Genomic DNA, 16,554 nt, shown 5'->3' on the forward strand with positions numbered 1-16,554 from the left:
CTGACCAGTCAACGGCAATGACAGGATGTTTACAGGTACAAAATAACCGGCAAATCATTGCATAGATAAACGGTACTTCACGCTGGAGGTGACCATTAGATAACAGCCGGTCAGCCCGCTTAATACGGTGTTTCTCATAGGCATTGGAACGGATACCGCGCCCCATACTGGTCACAGTGGCCGAACCGCTCTCAATCAAGCTTCGCACACAGGCGACAACGGCCTGTTTGCGGGTTTTATGCATTTTATGGCTGACAAAAGAGACAAGATTGTTCAATATAGAGCGTGCATTCATGGTGTTTTCTGTGTTGGTTTTTTTTGGCGAAAGATCTGATCACCAAATGCCATGAATGTTCCCTAACTCTTTGACTTTATTTTACTATTCGTGGGGATAGCTCAGTATTAAAGTCATATTCAAATAGCCTGAAACTCACTGCGTTCTGGAGCGTTTTCATAGCTATCCTTTTCAGTTGTCATACGTTAGCTAAGGTGATTTTACGATAGGCGCAATTCTCCAAGTAATTCTTCATGTAAACGTCACAAAGTTATCGTAGCGTCGGGCTTTATTTGCCAGCGAGGTAAAGCGATGAAATGGGATTCAATTAAGTCCCGGTTACTCCTTATGACAACTTTATGTGTGCTGGGCATGGTGTTAATGACCATTAACCAGCACTATTTTGGTCAGAAGTTAAGTGCGCTGAACGAACAGAATGTAGCGTTACAGCAAATGCAAACTGACTTACTGCAGTTAAGGCGTCACGAAAAAGATTTTTTACTGCGCCATGACCGTCGCTACATCGAGCGGTTTCGTGAGCAATACCAACGTTTTATCGCCACGGTTAACAGCCTCGATCAAGTCATTGGCCAATACAAATTACCCGCTAGCCTGGTCAGTGATATCGCCGTAAATAGCGAACTTTACGCGCGTCATTTTTATAAATTGACTCAGTTGATGGAAGTATACGGCCTTACCGCAGATACCGGCATCAACGGTGAACTGCGCCAGCTTTCCTCGGCGTTAAATGCCCGGGCTGAAGGACTCACGCCAGCCCTGGTAAATTTGCTGGGCCGAACCACTTATCTGGCCGCCGACTATCAGCTTATCGCCGATGAGGAAACGCTGGAAGCGCTCAGACAAACGCTGTCAGTCATACTTAGCAGTCAATCGTTACCTGTGGAAGTAGAACGTCTGCTGATTGATTTTCGCCAGCAGGTGAATCGCCTGGCTAAGGTGAAGCAGCAAATCGGCCTTACCGAACAGCAGGGCCTGCGCGGTCAGTTTCGCCAACAAGCCCATCGGGTTGAAGAGGATCTTAAAGCGCTGGATAACGCCTTACAGCCAGTGCTGGTATCACACAAAGAACAGGCTACAGTGTTCAGTACGGTTATTGCTGTACTGACGTCAGTCGCACTAATCTTGTTACTGGTCAAAAGTTTTGCCACCTTTCACCGGTCTTTTGCTAACTTCGTACTGTTTTTTTACCGCTGTAAACGGCAATATCAACGTATAGACCCAAAGCAACTGGGATTTTCGGAGTTTCGCTCGCTGGCTGCACTGGCCAATGAAATGGTTGAAAGCCGCCGGCAAATTGAGCGGCGACTGGCTAAGTTAGAAGCGACTGACTCAAAGCCCGCGGAGATTGCGCCATAACATTTTTAAGAGGGCAGAGATGCAATTTAATCAACTAGGTAGCAGTGATTTACAGGTATCGGAAATTTGCCTGGGTACCATGACTTTCGGTATCCAGAATACCCAGCAGGATGCGAACGACCAGCTGGATTACGCGGTCGATTACGGTATTAACCTTATCGATACCGCCGAAATGTACCCTATTCCGCCGAACGAAGCGACCTACGCTGATACTGAGCGCTTCATAGGAAACTGGCTGGCAGCTAACCAGGATAAGCGTGAAAAGCTGGTGTTAATGACCAAGATTGCCGGCAGTGGTCTGGCTTATATTCGTGACGCCAGTCCTATTAGCAGTAACACCATTGCTATGGCACTGGATGACTCTCTGCGGCGGCTGCAAACCGACTACGTTGATGTGTATCAGTTGCACTGGCCAAACCGTACCTCGCCACATTTTGCCAAACACTGGCCGTGGCGTACTAACCCACAGGATACCGATGTGGAGCACGAGCGCGAAGGCATGCGCGATATTGTCAAAGGTATTGGTGAAGCTATTGATGCCGGCAAAATCCGCCACTGGGGGCTTTCTGATGATACGCCCTGGGGGATCCATACATTTTTAAATCTGTGTCAGGAGATGGGTGTGCCTAAGCCAGTTTCCATCCAGAATGAGTTCAGTCTGTTACATCTAAAAGACTGGCCTTATCTGATTGAGACCTGTGTGTTTGAAAACATTGCTTATCTGCCCTGGTCGCCACTGGCAACCGGATTGCTGACCGGTAAATACCAGAATGATGAACGACCTAAAGGCAGTCGCTGGACCTTTGTGCAGCGTCAGGGGTTATTCAGAAATACCACCGAAGCACACGAGGCAACGGCGCGCTATATGGAAATAGCAGAGCGCGCTAAAATTACCCCCGCACAACTGGCGCTGGCGTGGTGTAAACAGGTCCCCGGCGTGACATCTACCATTATTGGCGCAACCAGTGTGGCACAGTTGAAAGAGAATATTGAAGCCTTTGAAATAGACCTGTCAGAAGACATCAAGAGACAAATCAACCAGGTAATCAAGCGCTACCCTATACCGTTCTAGGGCGTTTACCCCTTCATCGATTTGTCATGTAACGTCCATAGACTGAAGGTTGGTTTACTTTCCACCTTCGGTTTATGTCCACATCATCACTTCCATTAGGCAGCCAGGCGGGCGCTGCACCTCAACCAAACCGCCATCAGTGGGTGGTCTTACTAGGGCTTATATACCTCATGCTGGTTGCCGTATCGGTAATTGGCAATGGTTTTCAGGCGATGACCGCCGGCCATGCAGAGTCACTCTTTGAGTTTGCTGAAAACCCGGTTACTGGACTTATCATCGGTATTCTCGCCACCGCTTTAATTCAGTCATCCAGCACAGTCACCTCGATTATTGTGGCGATGGTGGCCGGTGGCCTTCCCATAACCCTGGCGGTGCCGATGATGATGGGGGCCAATGTTGGCACCAGTATTACCAATACCATTGTGAGTATGGGGCATATAAAAAATGCTGATGAATACCGCAAAGCTTTTCAGGCCGCGACGATTCATGACATTTTTAATCTAATGGCGGTACTGCTCTTCCTGCCATTGGAAATCATGTTCAACCTGCTTGAGAATATCAGTGGCGTATTAGTGAGTTGGATGCACAGCGACGAGGTGCTGGAGGTTGGTGGGTTTAATCCTATTAAAGCGGTCACCTCGCCGGTAAGCAAGCAACTGGAGTCGATGCTATCGGGCTTATCTTCAGGCTTTGCTGGGGCGCTGATGATAGCAGCAGGCATAATTCTGATTATCCTCTCCATTACTTATCTCGGCAAAATAATGAAAGCGCTGATGGTCGGCAAGGCCAAGGCTTTGCTGTACAGCAGTATCGGCCGAGGGCCGGTTTCTGGTATTGCGTCTGGCACGGCGGTAACCGTACTGGTGCAGTCTTCGTCAACCACTACGTCGCTTATGGTGCCGTTAGTCGGCAGTGGCGTACTTACCGCCAGAGATATATATCCTTTTACGCTGGGCGCGAATATCGGTACCTGCATTACCGCGATTATTGCCGCGCTCGGGGTAGGGGGCCTTATGGCAGAACCTGCTCTGCAAATCGCGCTGGTGCATTTTGTTTATAACCTGCTGGCAGTGCTGTTGATTTTTGGCCTACCGTGGTTACGGGAAATCCCGCCGCTGTTGTCTGGAGTGCTGGCTGACAGGGTCGCCAAACAAAAAGTATTGGGTCTGGTGTATATTCTGGGAGTCTTTTTTGCGATGCCTTTCGGCTTTTTATTGTTGTCGGGATTTAAGCTGCCATAAAAAAGGCCACAATCAATGTGGCCAACTTGGGAACAACCGAACACAACGGGCAGCGCGCACACGCTGCCTTTTAAAGTGTAGTCTTAAAAAGCGTACTTCGCAGAAAATTGCACGCGGCTCATATCACCTTCAAGACCTGCATCGGTTTCACGCTTAGCGTAAGCATATTCAGCACCCACCGTAACGGTTTTAGTCATCGAATAAATGTAGTTTACGCGGGCACTGTAGGTTTTGTCGGTGTAATCAACCATGGTGACTTCAGTGACTTGCTCAGCGTCGGCATCGAAGGCCGAAAACATGATGCTGGTGCGGGCTTTGTCGGTCCACATGTGGCGATAAGCCACACCGTAACCAGTTGAATCAATGGCGTCCAGGCTGCCGGTTTCTTCGTTGTACACGGCACCCTGCGCGGCATTCAGTGCAGCATAACGGCCAAGGCCACTACCTGTGAAGAAAGTGAAACGCAGGTCGTCGGTATCACTTAACTTTACCTTTGAGGTAATAGATACACCCATACCGGTATCCGAGGCATCAATACCGCCAACCTCATAAGATAACTGGCGTAAGATACCGGCTACTTTCACGTGACCCCAGTCAGCTTTATGCGTGTAGGCACCAATCACGTCTGGTACTGAGTTGTCGTCTGTCGCACCCACACCTACTACGGTGGTTTCCGGGTTTTCCAGAGCAAAATCAAAACCGTTTTGTGAATAACGCACCATTACCTGACGACCGAAGGTAATCCCATCGGTGGTACCGATAAAGTCCAGAGACTCCGGTAACGCACCCACGTCCATAAAGGTGGTCCAGGTTTGGCCCACTAACCAGTTTTTGTATTTTAAGAAAGCGTGACGCATACGAGGCAGATAAGAGTTAGAAATCCGCTCGTTGTCGTAGTCGCCTTTGGTTATCATGAAATCAAGTTCCAGCACACCTGTGATGCTGTCACCGCCATCTACCGGTGTATTGGTGGTCAGACGAAAGCGAGACTGCCTTGCTTGGCCGTCAAAGCGGCCGCCAATATCATCATCAGAGGCGCCAACAGCAATAGTGGAAGGTACATAAAAATCCCGGTTCAGAGGATGACCTTCACCGTTGGAGTAATCACTGTAGATGCCATCTACTTTGATGTAACCGGTGTATTTAACGTCTGTTGAGCCGATGGTAGCGGCGTTGGCGGATGCCATACCAAAGCCAGCTACTGCCAGTGTTACTGCGCGGGTAATTGTTTTCATAGTGGTTTTCATGTTTCTCGTCCCATTTGTCCAGGAATTGGATGATTGGTAAAAAAAGTGTAAAAATACAGTTAACGAATAATAATTTGGATGAGTTTAGACCAATTGCAAATAAGCGGATGGTCTATAAGACGAAAGTCGTAACACATGGTAAGTAAATAGAATTTTCGCATTCGATAAGACCAAAGTCGCATTTTTCTTTGGTCAGGAACGGCTACATTGATCTATCAACAATATCACTGCTTTTTATTAAAAAATTGGAGGCACATCAAATGACTGCCAGCAAGATATACCCGGTTCCAGAGGACATCAAAGCATCTACACACCTGACTGAAGAGCAATACTTCGAGATGTACAAGAAGTCGGTTGAAGATCCTGAAGGGTTCTGGGGCGAACATGCCAGCACGCTGGATTGGTATACCAAGCCTACAAAAGTAAAAAATACTCACTTCGGCGCCGATGACGTCTCAATTAAATGGTTCGAAGATGGTGAGATCAATGCCAGTTATAACTGTATTGATCGTCACCTGGCTGAAAACGCAAAGAAAACTGCCATTTTCTGGGAAGGCGACTCGCCTGAAGACAGTGATGAAATTAGTTTCCAACAGCTTCATTATGAAGTCTGTAAGCTGGCCAACGGCCTGAAAAAGCTGGGCGTCGAAAAAGGCGACCGCGTTGCTATTTACATGCCGATGGTGCCGCAGGCAGCGTACGCCATGCTGGCGTGTGCGCGCATTGGTGCTGTGCACTCAGTCATTTTTGGTGGTTTCTCGCCAAACGCTATTGCCGACCGTATTAACGACAGCAGTGCCAAGGTAGTAATTACCTGTGACGAAGGCCGTCGTGCCGGTCGCAGTGTACCGCTTAAAGCAAACGTTGACCGCGCGCTGGCCAATGATGCCTGTCCTTCTATCACAAACGTTATCGTGCATAAGTTAACGGGCGGTGATGTTGCCTTTGATGACAGCGTTGATGTGTGGTGGGACTCGCTGGTAGAAGACTGCTCTGCGCAGTGCGAGCCAGAAGTGATGAACGCAGAAGATCCGCTGTTTATTCTGTATACCTCAGGATCTACCGGTACCCCTAAAGGTGTGGTTCACACTACCGGCGGTTACCTGCTATATACGGCAATGACCTTTAAATATGCCTTCGATTATCGCGAAGATGATATTTACTGGTGTACCGCCGATGTGGGTTGGATCACCGGTCACAGCTACATGACCTACGGCCCGCTGATTAACGGTGCTACGCAGGTATTCTTTGAAGGTGTACCCACTTATCCGGATGTACGTCGTATTGCTCAGGTTGTTGAAAAGTACAAAGTAAACTCTCTGTATACTGCGCCTACTGCTATCCGTGCGCTGATGGCCCACGGTGATGCGCCGGTGGAAGGCTGCGATCTGTCTTCTCTGCGTCTGTTAGGTTCGGTAGGTGAGCCAATCAACCCGGAAGCCTGGGAATGGTACTACCGCGTTATCGGTGAAAGCCGTTGTCCTATTATGGATACCTGGTGGCAAACCGAGACCGGCGGTATGATGATCACGCCGCTGCCTGGTGCAACACCACTTAAGCCGGGTTCTGCTTCACGCCCGATGTTCGGTATTCAACCAGCGCTGTTCGACGCAGAAGGTAAAGAGCTGGACGGCGCCAGCGAAGGTAACCTGGTGATTAAAGAAAGCTGGCCTAGCCAGGCCCGCACAGTCTATGGCGACCACGAGCGTTTCATTAATACCTACTTCAGTGCTTATAAAGGCGTTTACTTTACCGGTGACGGTGCCCGTCGTGATGAAGATGGTTACTACTGGATCACTGGCCGCGTAGATGATGTACTCAATGTATCTGGCCACCGTTTAGGTACTGCAGAAATCGAAAGTGCGCTGGTTGCTCACCCTAAAGTGGCAGAAGCTGCGGTAGTGGGTTATCCGCACGATATTAAAGGTCAGGGCATCTACGTGTACATCACACCGAATGAAGGCGTGGAGCCTGACGACGAGCTGACTAAAGAAATCCGTGCCTGGGTACGTACCGAACTGAGCCCAATCGCAACACCGGATATGATCCAATGGTCGCGTGGTCTGCCGAAAACCCGTTCAGGTAAAATTATGCGTCGTATCCTGCGTAAGATTGCAGCTAATGAGCATGAGCAATTAGGCGACACGTCAACGTTGGCGGATCCGTCGGTTGTTGATACACTCATAGAGGAGCGTCTTAACAAGTAAACGGAGTAACAATGATAACGCTGCTGATTGCCGACGATCACCCTTTATACCGCGATGCGCTAAAGGGAGCGTTGTCATTGTCGTTGCCAGACCTCACTATCCTCGAGGCTGGCGACCTTACTGCCACTGCCGACATTCTCGAAAAAGAGGATGTCGACTTGTTATTACTTGATTTACATATGCCGGGCAGTAACGATTTGTTTGGCTTATTACATATCCGTAAACTCTATCCCGACTTACCTGTAGCGGTGGTTTCTGGCACTGAAGATGCGACCATCATCTCTAAAATTGTGGGCGTGGGTGCGCTCGGTTTTATTCCTAAAACCACCAGTGCCGATAACATTGCCAAAGCGGTGGAGGTGATCCTCGACGGCGACATCTGGCTGCCTGAGTCAATCAGCGAAAAAATCGAAGATGTCGACGAAGAGTTCTCAGAACTGGCGGATAAAATGTCAAGCCTTACACCTTCTCAATACAAAGTGCTTTGTTACATGCGTGATGGGCTGCTTAACAAGCAAATCGGCTATAACCTCGATATCGCTGAAGCCACAGTAAAAGCTCACGTTACGGCAATCTTTAAGAAGCTGGGAATCAACAACCGCACCCAGGCGGTTCTGATTGCTTCACAGCTGGAACTGGAACCGCCGGCCACATCAGGCAAATAGTTGTTTTAAAATAAGTGCTCAAGCGGGCTGTCGAAGCGTGCTGTCGCTGCTTTGGTGGCATCGGACAGTAGTGGGTTCTCCAGACTGATAAGCGTTCTGCCTGCGAGCAGGTTACGCGCTCTGATATAGAAATGCTGGGAGGTAAGCAGGCGGGACAAGTCGCCATTGGCGGCGAGAATTGCTAACCCTTTTTCTAACCGGCGGGCGAGCTCGGGTTTGCGCTTAGAGACAAAGAAAAACATCGGGTTATCGTATTGCAGGGTGAGGTGGCTGGCAATAACCAGGTCCCCGGATGCACGCATCGCCAGTTCTTCAAAAACCTCATGAGCAGCTCGTGGAAAGTAATCTGCACTGCCGTCACTGAGCCTCTTAAAGGTTTCATCATAGCTGTCTGTTATTAACTGAAAACCGTTATAAGTCAGTATACTGTTGTCCGGCCAGCCGGTTCCCTGTATTGCAGTAAGTGCCTTGAGGGCGGTAATAGAAAGCGGCATCGCAAAGCGCTCGTCTTTTTCTCGTACCAGCATCACCCGATAACCAAATAAGCCAGCGGTTAAAGGCACCCGCACTGCAATGTGCTGCTGCTCCCTTTTTATTGTGGTAATTGACCAGGTGATGTCGGTCAGCCCGAGGGTTAACTCTTCAAACTGTTGTTCCTGAGAAACCACCCGGGCGTCAGGTACTAGTATTACAGGGCCATACTGGTTATCAGTTTGTGCCAGGGCCAGACTCAGTAAGGTTTTGATGTAAAAATAAAATTCACCCGTACCTGGCTGATAAGTGGGAATATTAATTTCGCTTACTTCACCAAAAGCGGTAGGTTGTGCCAGACCGTTGGCAGACGTGAGACATAACCAGCCGGCGAGCATGGTTGCAATGATTAACCTTATCCGTGGACGTGTTCTCATGCTACTGACTAATCATTAGTAGTATAGGGCGCCTGCAGTAATGATTTATGTTGATCCTGAACTTGCAGGCACTCGCCCAGGGAATCTTCATTCTCAAGGTCAATAACCGTTCTTCCCAGCAGCATGGATTTCGCTCTTTTGAACCATGGCTGGGATTGCATGAGGGTCTGAAATACACCGCTTTCCAGATTATGCTGAAAACCCTGGGTGAGTCTTTCAGCCAGCGCCATATTGCTTTTTTTTACATAAACCAAATACAGTAGTGGATAGCGTAAGACGTGTTGAGGTGCTATAGCCAGACCTTCTGTATTTGTCGCCTGCATTTCGCCGGTAACTTCTGCTATACCTCTGGGGTAAAAATCAGCCAGGCCTTCTTGAATTGCACGGTAGGCAGAAAAGCGATCTGAGGGCAGAACAGTAAAACCGTTATTTACCAATATGTCATAGTCTTGCCATTTTGGAGACTGCACTACAATAAGCTCCTTCAGAGTGTCGATATCATTGATTTCCAATAACCGCTGGTCACCTTCACGAATAACGCTAACGCGAATGCCAAAAAGGCCTGCAATTTGCGGGATAAGCACAGGCTGATAGTTTTCATTACGTGCTAGCGAACAGGTGGCCCAGGCAATATCCGTGATATTTTGGTTGAGATTTCGTAACTGGCGTTCTTCTTCCATTGGAATTTTCAAATGCACGAGCCTGACCTGGCCAAAGTCCTCTTCAGTTATAGCAAGAGCCAGCTCTAACTGGTTATTAAGGTATTCAATGATTGGGTCCTGAACGGTAAAGGTTGGTATACGAACGATTTCCATGGCACGAACCACTGCAGGATAAACACCCATCAGAGCGATAATAAATAACGCCATTTTATACATGAGCAGCGCAATTCCCTATTGATAACCGTTAGAGTATAGGTGATGGTGTCTGATCCTGCACAGTTGGTTGTAGCGAAATACCGCTTGAAAAGTAAGAACCGGCTGAAGAAGTATGCTATCGGTTCGGTACCGTAAGGGCTGGCGTATTGTTGGAGGGTTATGACTGTGCCGGCAGGATAAACTCGTACTCCGGATCCACATAAAATTTTCCTACCATAGCCTGCCTGCCCAACAGCATCAGATAAGTCATTTCTGAACGGTCAGTCAGTGTCAGTTTAATTTTCCATGACCGGGTACCCATCTGCAGGCGCGTGTTTATGACATAGCGCCGCTGCCGGTCTGCGGTGGAGCTTTTAATTTTCTTCTGGCTGAGCACCTTACTTTCGCAGCGTACCTTGCGGGCAACGTCGTGAATATCCGGGTGAATATCAAAGCGAATCCAACGTTCGTTGTCGCGCTCGAATTCTTCGATATTGTCTACGTGCAGCGATGACGTTGCGGCGCCGGTATCCACCCGCATGACTAAGTTACTGATCCCCAGTTCTGGCATACTGCCATATTCAAGGGCGCCAATCATTTGTTTGGTTTTACTGGATTTGCTCATTTACAAGGCCACCGTAGTGTCATTAGGTACCAGATCGTCTTGCAGCATTCCCACCTGCTCTGCAACAGTATCTGGTGTTTTAAAATAGGCGATGTGATAGATCGCCTCGCCTTCCTGGGTTAACGGGATATTTTGTTTTCCAATTACTACTCCCTCTGCGGGGCTGGTGAGAGTGCCCAGAAACTGGCCGTAAGAATCGGCTATCGTGGCCAGTTTATCGCCTTTTTCTACATGATCGCCCAGCTGCGCCAGGTGGTTAATAAAACCGCTTTCAGGCGCCCGAACCCAGCCGCTGGAGCGGGCGATATAGGGTTTAATCGGCACGCCTTTGGCGCGGCTTTTATTGAGCATACCCAGATGACGCATGGTGTTGATAATGCCTTTTACCCCGGCCCGAATGGAAAACTCGTCGTAACGTAGGGCCTGCCCGGCTTCGTACAACAGAATTTTGATGCCGGCTTCACTGGCTGTAGCACGTAAGGAACCATCACGGATATCGGCGTTCAGTAGCACAGGTACTCCAAAGGCCTGCGCCATTGCGAGGACTTCCTCGTCGTCGAGGTCTGCGCGGATTTGCGGTAAATTACTGCGGTGAATCGCACCGGTATGCAGGTCGATGCCGACATCGCACTTACTGACCACCTCATTAAAAAACAAATGCGCCAAACGCCCGGCCAGGCTGCCTTTTCGACTGCCCGGAAAGCTGCGGTTGAGATCGCGCCGGTCCGGTAAATACCGTGACTGGTTAAGCACGCCGTAAACGTTAACGGTTGGAACGGCGATGAGCGTGCCCTTTAACCTGTCGATGGCCCGGGATTTAATGAGACGGGCAATAATTTCAATGCCGTTCAGCTCATCACCGTGGATTGCCGCACTCACGAATAACGTAGGGCCTGCACGCTTACCGCGCTTCACATACACCGGAATACTCATACTGGTAGCAGTATAAAGAGGCGGCATATCCAGGGCGATTTTCTTCGTTTCACCAGCCAGTATGGTTTCACCGCCAATCACAAGCCCTTTGGTGGCCATCAGCCTTTTCCTTTCGTTTTCGTTTTGTGTGGCTTTGCTGACGTTTCGATAAACTGAATAATCATGCTGGCCACATCTTTACTGGTCGCTTTTTCAATACCTTCCAAACCAGGGGAGGAGTTTACTTCCATAACCACTGGTCCGCGTGAAGAGCGCAAAATATCGACACCACAACAGTTTAAGCCCATGGTTTTCGCTGCGTTGATAGCGGTTTTTCGCTCTGCTGGTGATAAACGCACCAGGCTGGCTGAGCCACCACGGTGCAGATTAGAACGAAACTCGCCCGGCGCTGCCTGGCGTTTCATTGCGGCAATCACTTTGCCACCAACAACGAAACAACGAATATCGGCACCACCAGCTTCTTTAATATATTCCTGAACCAGAATGCTGGCATTAAGACCCATAAAGGCTTCGATCATTGCCTCGGCAGTTTTTTGAGTTTCAGCCAGCACTACCCCGATCCCCTGGGTTCCCTCAAGTAATTTTATAACCACCGGTGCGCCGCCAACGTTTTTAATTACGTCGTCGACTTTATCCGGATGATGGGCGAAGCCGGTACGGGGCATGCCAATCCCTTTACGGGATAAAAGCTGTAAGGAGCGAAGTTTATCCCGGGAACGGCTGATGGCTACTGACTCGTTGATGCTGTATGTGCCCATCATTTCAAACTGACGTACCACCGAGGTGCCATAAAAGGTCACCGATGCCCCAATGCGCGGAATAACCGCATCATAGTCAGGTAGTCTCTCACCTTTATAGCGAACCGACGGATCGCTGCTGGTAATGTCCATATAGCAGTGCATGGTGTCTATGATATCCACGGCGTGTCCGCGCTGCTCTGCAGCCTCTTTGAGGCGGCGGGTAGAGTAAAGGCGGGGATTTCGGGATAGTATTGCAATTCGCATGGTTCAGCCTAATTCTGGTTGCGGCAAAAAACGGCATACTTTGCCTTGTGTGAGAGTATTGTAAAGTAAATAAAATTTGTCGTGACGGTGATAAATATTGAGTAATAACAAGACTCACCGTCTACCGTATTGTTTATAGCATACGCCTAAAAAAGGGCCATTGTCACGGGGAGATGCTGCCCACAATTAGTGGGCAGATTTAATATACCGGGTCATACTTTTCAGCAAAGCGCGCAGCTTGGCGGGTTTAATGGGTTTGCTCAGATAATTCACTCCTTGTTCCTTACAGCGGGTCACCACATCCTCATCGTGAGTGGCGGTAACCAGTGAGGCAGGCAGTACAATATCGAGATGCTGGCGAATAGCGTCAATTAAGTCCAGACCATTCTGATCGTTGCCAAGCTGGTAATCCATCAGCAAAATTTGCGGCGAGAAAATATCGGCCTGAGTGATAGCATCGTCCCAGTTATCCGCAAGCACTGTACTGACACCCCATTTTTCTAACAGGGTTTGCAGTGCGTCGAGATTTTCCTGCTGGTCGTCTACACACAAAACCCGTAAACCGCGGAAGGACGCGGTGGGGTTGGCCAGCGACGTATGCTTTGAGATCAGAGGCTGGGTTATAGGGAAGCTTAGCGAGAAGCAGCTTCCCCGACCCACTTCAGATTCCACTTTTACCTTACACTGCATCTGCTGGCTTAAGCGCCTTACTACACCCAAACCCAGCCCTATGCCATGCTCGGAGCTTTCATTGGTGCGATAGAAGTCGCTAAAGATTAACGCCTGTTGCTCCTTGGAAATACCAATGCCGGTATCACGAATTTCAATCAGCAACTTCCCGTCGCGCTTACGGGTTGAAAGTAGTACTTTACCCGAATTTGTGTATTTCACGGCATTAGACAGCAGGTTCTGGATAATTCGGTACAAGAACGTTTTGTCGGCGTATACCCAGCAGTCCAGTAAACGGGTGCGCAGGGTGAGGCCTTTATCTCTGGCGCGCATGGATAATTCATCCACGATGGGATCGCACAAATCCTTGATATTTACCGGCTCCGGGTTGGGCTTGAGTTCGCCCTGGTCCAAACGGGAGATATCCAGCAGGGTGGCTATCAGCGCTTCACTGGAGGTTACCGAGTGATTGAGTTTGTTGACGATGTTATTCACTGCCTCTGGTAGTCTGGCTTCCTGCAATGCAGACACATAAAGCTTGGCGGCGTTCAGTGGCTGCAATACATCGTGACTGGCCAGCGCCAGAAAGCGGGTTTTACTGGCATTGGCATCTTCGGCCTGTTTACGGGCGCGGATAAGCTCCTTTTCTACGCCGCGTCGGCGCTCGATCTCGAGGCGTAACTCGGCGTTAATCGAGTGTACTTCTTCCGTGCGTTTTTTAATACGTAGCTCAAGGTCGATATTGGACTCTTCCAGCGCCTGCTGGATTTCCACATGCCCGGTAATGTCATTAAAGCTGGTTACGAAGCCACCACCAGGAAGCGGGTTACCAACCATCTCAATAACCCGGCCGTCGCTGCGTTGGCGGGTGAACCGGTGAGGCGTACCGGAGCGCAAATGTTCCAGGCGTTTCTCGATTTCGCCTTCAATATCATTAACCCCGAACTCGCCCCGTTCGGCGTTATAGCGAATGAGCTTTTCTATCGGCATGCCCACCACTAAAAAATCTTCCGGATAGGTATACAGTGTTGCGTACTGTTTATTCCAGGCCACCAGGTTAAGGTGTTTATCAATAACGCTGATGCCCTGATCCATATTCTCCAGCGAGGTCAGCAGGGCGGTCATGTTAAACTGCATGGCCTGAGTGGTATCGTCGAAGAAGTTAATAACTTCGGTAAAGTCGAGCTTCTTACCACGCAGGACACTGTCGATTAGTGCCTTAGCACTGGAAGCGCCGATAACACCGCCGAGCGCTCTTTCACAAAATGCCATAAACGCGTCATCCGGCACCTGAGAGCTTTCAACGGTGGTGTGGTGTAACTGCTGATATTCATTGACGAGTTGTTTACAGCGCCCGGTACCCATAAAGGTGGAGAGCAGCGTGATAAGGTCGGCAATGGTAACATTCACGCTTTGATTTTTGAGCGGCGTATTGCGTACCTCGGCAGGTGAGACGAAGGCTTCAGCCTGGATTCGGTCTATCAGTCGGGCTGGTGCAAACCAGGAAAACAAGACATAGGCCATGCCATTGGCAATCAGACTGATAATCGCGCCCTGGCTAAGTAACTCGCTTTGCTCAAAGTCTGTAGTGGAGTTGTTGACGATGGGAAGCACCAGCCACAATACCCATGTTATTAACCCTACTACCAGGCCTGCGTATACACCGTGGGCGTGGCCGCGTTTCCAGTACAGACCACCAATTACCGCAGGCATAAGCTGAATAACCAGTGAAAAGGCAATCAAACCAATCGAATGTAACGAGCGGCTACCGGTCATTTGCTGGTGGTACAAAAAGGCCAGTAGCAGAATAATGCCAATAATTACCCGTCGGATGAGCCGAATACGTTTACCATAGTCACCGTAAGCAGAGGAATGTTGCTTTACTGCCAGTAAGCGCGGCAGCACTACGTCGTTAGTCAGCATAGTACTGAGTGTTAGTGTGGCTACGATGATCATCGCTGTGGCGGCCGACAATCCGCCAACAAACACAATCACCTGCAGTAAAAAAGACTCCGAAAAAATGGCCAGTGATAACACGTAGGTATCCGGCTCAATGGGGTTATCAGCAAAAACCGATTGCCCGGCCATGGCTATAATCGGGATCACCGCGGCGGTGATTGCCAGATATAGCGGGAACAACCAGCGCGCTGTTTTAAGGTGATTCAGGCTCAGGTTATCAACAATGGCCACGTGAAACTGACGGGGCAAACAAATCACCGCAGCGGCGGCCATGATCACCTGTGCAAAAAAGGTAAAAGAGGAAAACTGAGACAGTGCTTCAGTGGTGAGAAAATCTTCCAGGATTGGCCTGGTTTCCTGCTCGTACCACGCCTGATAGCCGACGATGGCTACAAGAACCAGCGCTAACAGTTTAATTGAAGATTCAAAGGAAATGGCCAGAATTAAGCCGCGGCGGTATTCGGTAACGTCGGTTTGCTTAGTCCCAAAATAAATGGCAAACAGGGCAATAAAGGCGGTGGCCAGGACAATAATAAACTGGCTGTTAGGCTGATTGGTTAACAGTTTAAAGGTGGCACCTATGGCTTTTAATTGCAGCGCTATGTACGGAATGGTAGCCATCAAAGCGATGATGGTCACCAACAGGGCAACCGCCTGACGTTTGCCATACCGGGACGCAATAAAGTCAGCAATAGTGTTGATATGCTGCTTTTTGCTGACCAGTGTCAGTTTATAAATAAACCGGTAGCCGAGCACGTAAACCAATACAGGCCCAAGTAAAATAGGTAAATATATCCAGGTATCGCGCGATGCCTGGCCTACCGCGCCAAAAAAGGTCCAGGCGGTACAGTAAATGGCCAGTGCCAGCGAGTAGATCACCGGGTGTGAGGTTATCCATCTGGCAGTGGGAGAATTCTTATCTCCCCAGCTGGCGATATAGAATAATAAAAATAAATAAACGAGTGCGAGCGAAACCCAACCGAACGTCATGCCTTGTCCTAACAGGTTTTTAACAAATCTGACTGCATTATAACCAACCCCCTAAGACCTTACCTACGACCATGGTCTCATTTCTTGAATTGACAGGCCCGTCTAGAGTATATCCGAAGCTCCTAATAATGCGGTTTTTAGGCGATTTTGGCGGTTTGGGATTGCCAGGGCAAGCGCTAAAGTCGCCTGAGAAGCTCTCCGTTAGGAAAATGTAAAAATAGAACATCGAATTAACCTGTTGATGAGGACGGAAAGATGGCATTTAAAAGTGATGACGACAAAACGGCGTATTGGAAGGAGAACCTCTCCATCCTCGCCAAATTGTTAGTAGTCTGGTTTGTCGTGTCTTTTGGCTGCGGCATTCTTTTAGTAGACGTGCTAAACGAAATCCAATTCTTTGGCTTTAAGCTGGGATTCTGGTTTGCACAGCAAGGTGCAATATACGTGTTTGTGGTACTCATTTTTGTGTATATGGCCAAAATGAATGCATTAGACAAAAAATACGGCGTAGACGAGGAGTAATCCA

The 16,554-nt window shown here is 49.1% G+C and carries 13 protein-coding genes and 1 pseudogene; 6 read left to right on the forward strand and 8 right to left on the reverse strand.

Annotated elements, in window-relative coordinates; translation table 11 throughout:
- Positions 1–295 (reverse strand): annotated as a pseudogene (locus C6Y40_RS05810) (IS4 family transposase); the annotation flags it as partial.
- Positions 296–622: 327 nt separating this feature from the next.
- On the opposite strand from C6Y40_RS05810, the gene C6Y40_RS05815 reads away from it, so the two are divergent.
- From C6Y40_RS05815 to C6Y40_RS05825, 3 genes are all read left to right on the forward strand, one after another.
- A complete protein-coding gene (locus C6Y40_RS05815) occupies positions 623–1,651 on the forward strand; it encodes a chemotaxis protein (protein ID WP_146129509.1) in 1,029 nt (342 codons plus the stop codon).
- 19 nt (positions 1,652–1,670) lie between these two features.
- Complete coding sequence (locus C6Y40_RS05820; protein ID WP_105933778.1) at positions 1,671–2,723, forward strand: aldo/keto reductase; 1,053 nt, start codon at positions 1,671–1,673, stop codon at positions 2,721–2,723.
- Between the two features lie 74 nt (positions 2,724–2,797).
- Complete coding sequence (locus C6Y40_RS05825; RefSeq protein ID WP_105933779.1) at positions 2,798–3,964, forward strand: Na/Pi symporter; 1,167 nt, start codon at positions 2,798–2,800, stop codon at positions 3,962–3,964.
- Between the two features lie 83 nt (positions 3,965–4,047).
- On the opposite strand, the gene C6Y40_RS05830 is transcribed toward C6Y40_RS05825, so the two are convergent.
- Positions 4,048–5,211, reverse strand: coding sequence for a DcaP family trimeric outer membrane transporter (locus C6Y40_RS05830; RefSeq protein ID WP_105933780.1), 1,164 nt, complete (start codon positions 5,209–5,211; stop codon positions 4,048–4,050).
- Positions 5,212–5,471: 260 nt separating this feature from the next.
- On the opposite strand from C6Y40_RS05830, the gene acs reads away from it, so the two are divergent.
- Together acs and C6Y40_RS05840 are read left to right on the forward strand one after the other, a co-directional pair.
- A complete protein-coding gene (acs, locus tag C6Y40_RS05835; protein WP_105933781.1) occupies positions 5,472–7,418 on the forward strand; it encodes an acetate--CoA ligase in 1,947 nt (648 codons plus the stop codon).
- An 11-nt stretch (positions 7,419–7,429) separates the two neighbouring features.
- Positions 7,430–8,083 carry a response regulator transcription factor gene (locus tag C6Y40_RS05840; protein WP_105933782.1) on the forward strand — a complete coding sequence of 218 codons (654 nt, stop codon included), beginning with the start codon at positions 7,430–7,432 and terminating at the stop codon, positions 8,081–8,083.
- Between the two features lie 5 nt (positions 8,084–8,088).
- Here C6Y40_RS05840 and C6Y40_RS05845 read toward each other — a convergent pair whose 3' ends face one another.
- The 6 genes from C6Y40_RS05845 to C6Y40_RS05870 all read right to left on the reverse strand — a co-directional run bounded on the left by C6Y40_RS05845 (position 8,089) and on the right by C6Y40_RS05870 (position 16,028).
- On the reverse strand, positions 8,089–8,991 hold the full coding sequence (locus C6Y40_RS05845; protein ID WP_146129510.1) for a type 2 periplasmic-binding domain-containing protein: 903 nt from the start codon (positions 8,989–8,991) through the stop codon (positions 8,089–8,091).
- Between the two features lie 8 nt (positions 8,992–8,999).
- Positions 9,000–9,869, reverse strand: coding sequence for a type 2 periplasmic-binding domain-containing protein (locus tag C6Y40_RS05850; RefSeq protein WP_105933784.1), 870 nt, complete (start codon positions 9,867–9,869; stop codon positions 9,000–9,002).
- A gap of 157 nt (positions 9,870–10,026) precedes the next feature.
- Complete coding sequence (locus C6Y40_RS05855) at positions 10,027–10,473, reverse strand: ATP-dependent zinc protease family protein (RefSeq protein ID WP_105933785.1); 447 nt, start codon at positions 10,471–10,473, stop codon at positions 10,027–10,029.
- A complete protein-coding gene (locus tag C6Y40_RS05860; protein ID WP_105933786.1) occupies positions 10,474–11,505 on the reverse strand; it encodes a succinylglutamate desuccinylase/aspartoacylase family protein in 1,032 nt (343 codons plus the stop codon).
- Positions 11,505–12,410, reverse strand: coding sequence for a 30S ribosomal protein S6--L-glutamate ligase (gene rimK / locus C6Y40_RS05865; protein WP_105933787.1), 906 nt, complete (start codon positions 12,408–12,410; stop codon positions 11,505–11,507). The genes C6Y40_RS05860 and rimK overlap by 1 nt, the downstream gene beginning before the upstream one ends.
- Positions 12,411–12,596: 186 nt before the next feature.
- Positions 12,597–16,028, reverse strand: coding sequence for a PAS domain-containing hybrid sensor histidine kinase/response regulator (locus C6Y40_RS05870; RefSeq protein WP_105933788.1), 3,432 nt, complete (start codon positions 16,026–16,028; stop codon positions 12,597–12,599).
- 255 nt (positions 16,029–16,283) lie between these two features.
- Between C6Y40_RS05870 and C6Y40_RS05875 the strand changes: the two genes are divergently transcribed.
- Positions 16,284–16,550 carry a DUF4212 domain-containing protein gene (locus C6Y40_RS05875; protein ID WP_105933789.1) on the forward strand — a complete coding sequence of 89 codons (267 nt, stop codon included), beginning with the start codon at positions 16,284–16,286 and terminating at the stop codon, positions 16,548–16,550.
- Positions 16,551–16,554: the final 4 nt, after the last annotated feature.

It is taken from the genome of Marisediminitalea alba (assembly GCF_002993365.1).
GTDB lineage: Bacteria > Pseudomonadota > Gammaproteobacteria > Enterobacterales > Alteromonadaceae > Alteromonas > Alteromonas alba.

Bases quoted from the DNA above. Each gene is read 5' to 3' on its own strand.
- C6Y40_RS05840 (WP_105933782.1), top strand. From the start codon at position 7,430: ATGATAACGCTGCTGATTGCCGACGATCACCCTTTATACCGCGATGCG.
- C6Y40_RS05845 (WP_146129510.1), bottom strand. From the start codon at position 8,991: ATGAGAACACGTCCACGGATAAGGTTAATCATTGCAACCATGCTCGCC.
- C6Y40_RS05815 (WP_146129509.1), top strand. From the start codon at position 623: ATGACAACTTTATGTGTGCTGGGCATGGTGTTAATGACCATTAACCAG.
- C6Y40_RS05820 (WP_105933778.1), top strand. From the start codon at position 1,671: ATGCAATTTAATCAACTAGGTAGCAGTGATTTACAGGTATCGGAAATT.
- rimK (WP_105933787.1), bottom strand. From the start codon at position 12,410: ATGCGAATTGCAATACTATCCCGAAATCCCCGCCTTTACTCTACCCGC.
- C6Y40_RS05875 (WP_105933789.1), top strand. From the start codon at position 16,284: ATGGCATTTAAAAGTGATGACGACAAAACGGCGTATTGGAAGGAGAAC.
- C6Y40_RS05855 (WP_105933785.1), bottom strand. From the start codon at position 10,473: ATGAGCAAATCCAGTAAAACCAAACAAATGATTGGCGCCCTTGAATAT.
- C6Y40_RS05860 (WP_105933786.1), bottom strand. From the start codon at position 11,505: ATGGCCACCAAAGGGCTTGTGATTGGCGGTGAAACCATACTGGCTGGT.
- C6Y40_RS05825 (WP_105933779.1), top strand. From the start codon at position 2,798: ATGTCCACATCATCACTTCCATTAGGCAGCCAGGCGGGCGCTGCACCT.
- acs (WP_105933781.1), top strand. From the start codon at position 5,472: ATGACTGCCAGCAAGATATACCCGGTTCCAGAGGACATCAAAGCATCT.
- C6Y40_RS05850 (WP_105933784.1), bottom strand. From the start codon at position 9,869: ATGTATAAAATGGCGTTATTTATTATCGCTCTGATGGGTGTTTATCCT.
- C6Y40_RS05830 (WP_105933780.1), bottom strand. From the start codon at position 5,211: ATGAAAACCACTATGAAAACAATTACCCGCGCAGTAACACTGGCAGTA.
- C6Y40_RS05870 (WP_105933788.1), bottom strand. From the start codon at position 16,028: ATGACGTTCGGTTGGGTTTCGCTCGCACTCGTTTATTTATTTTTATTA.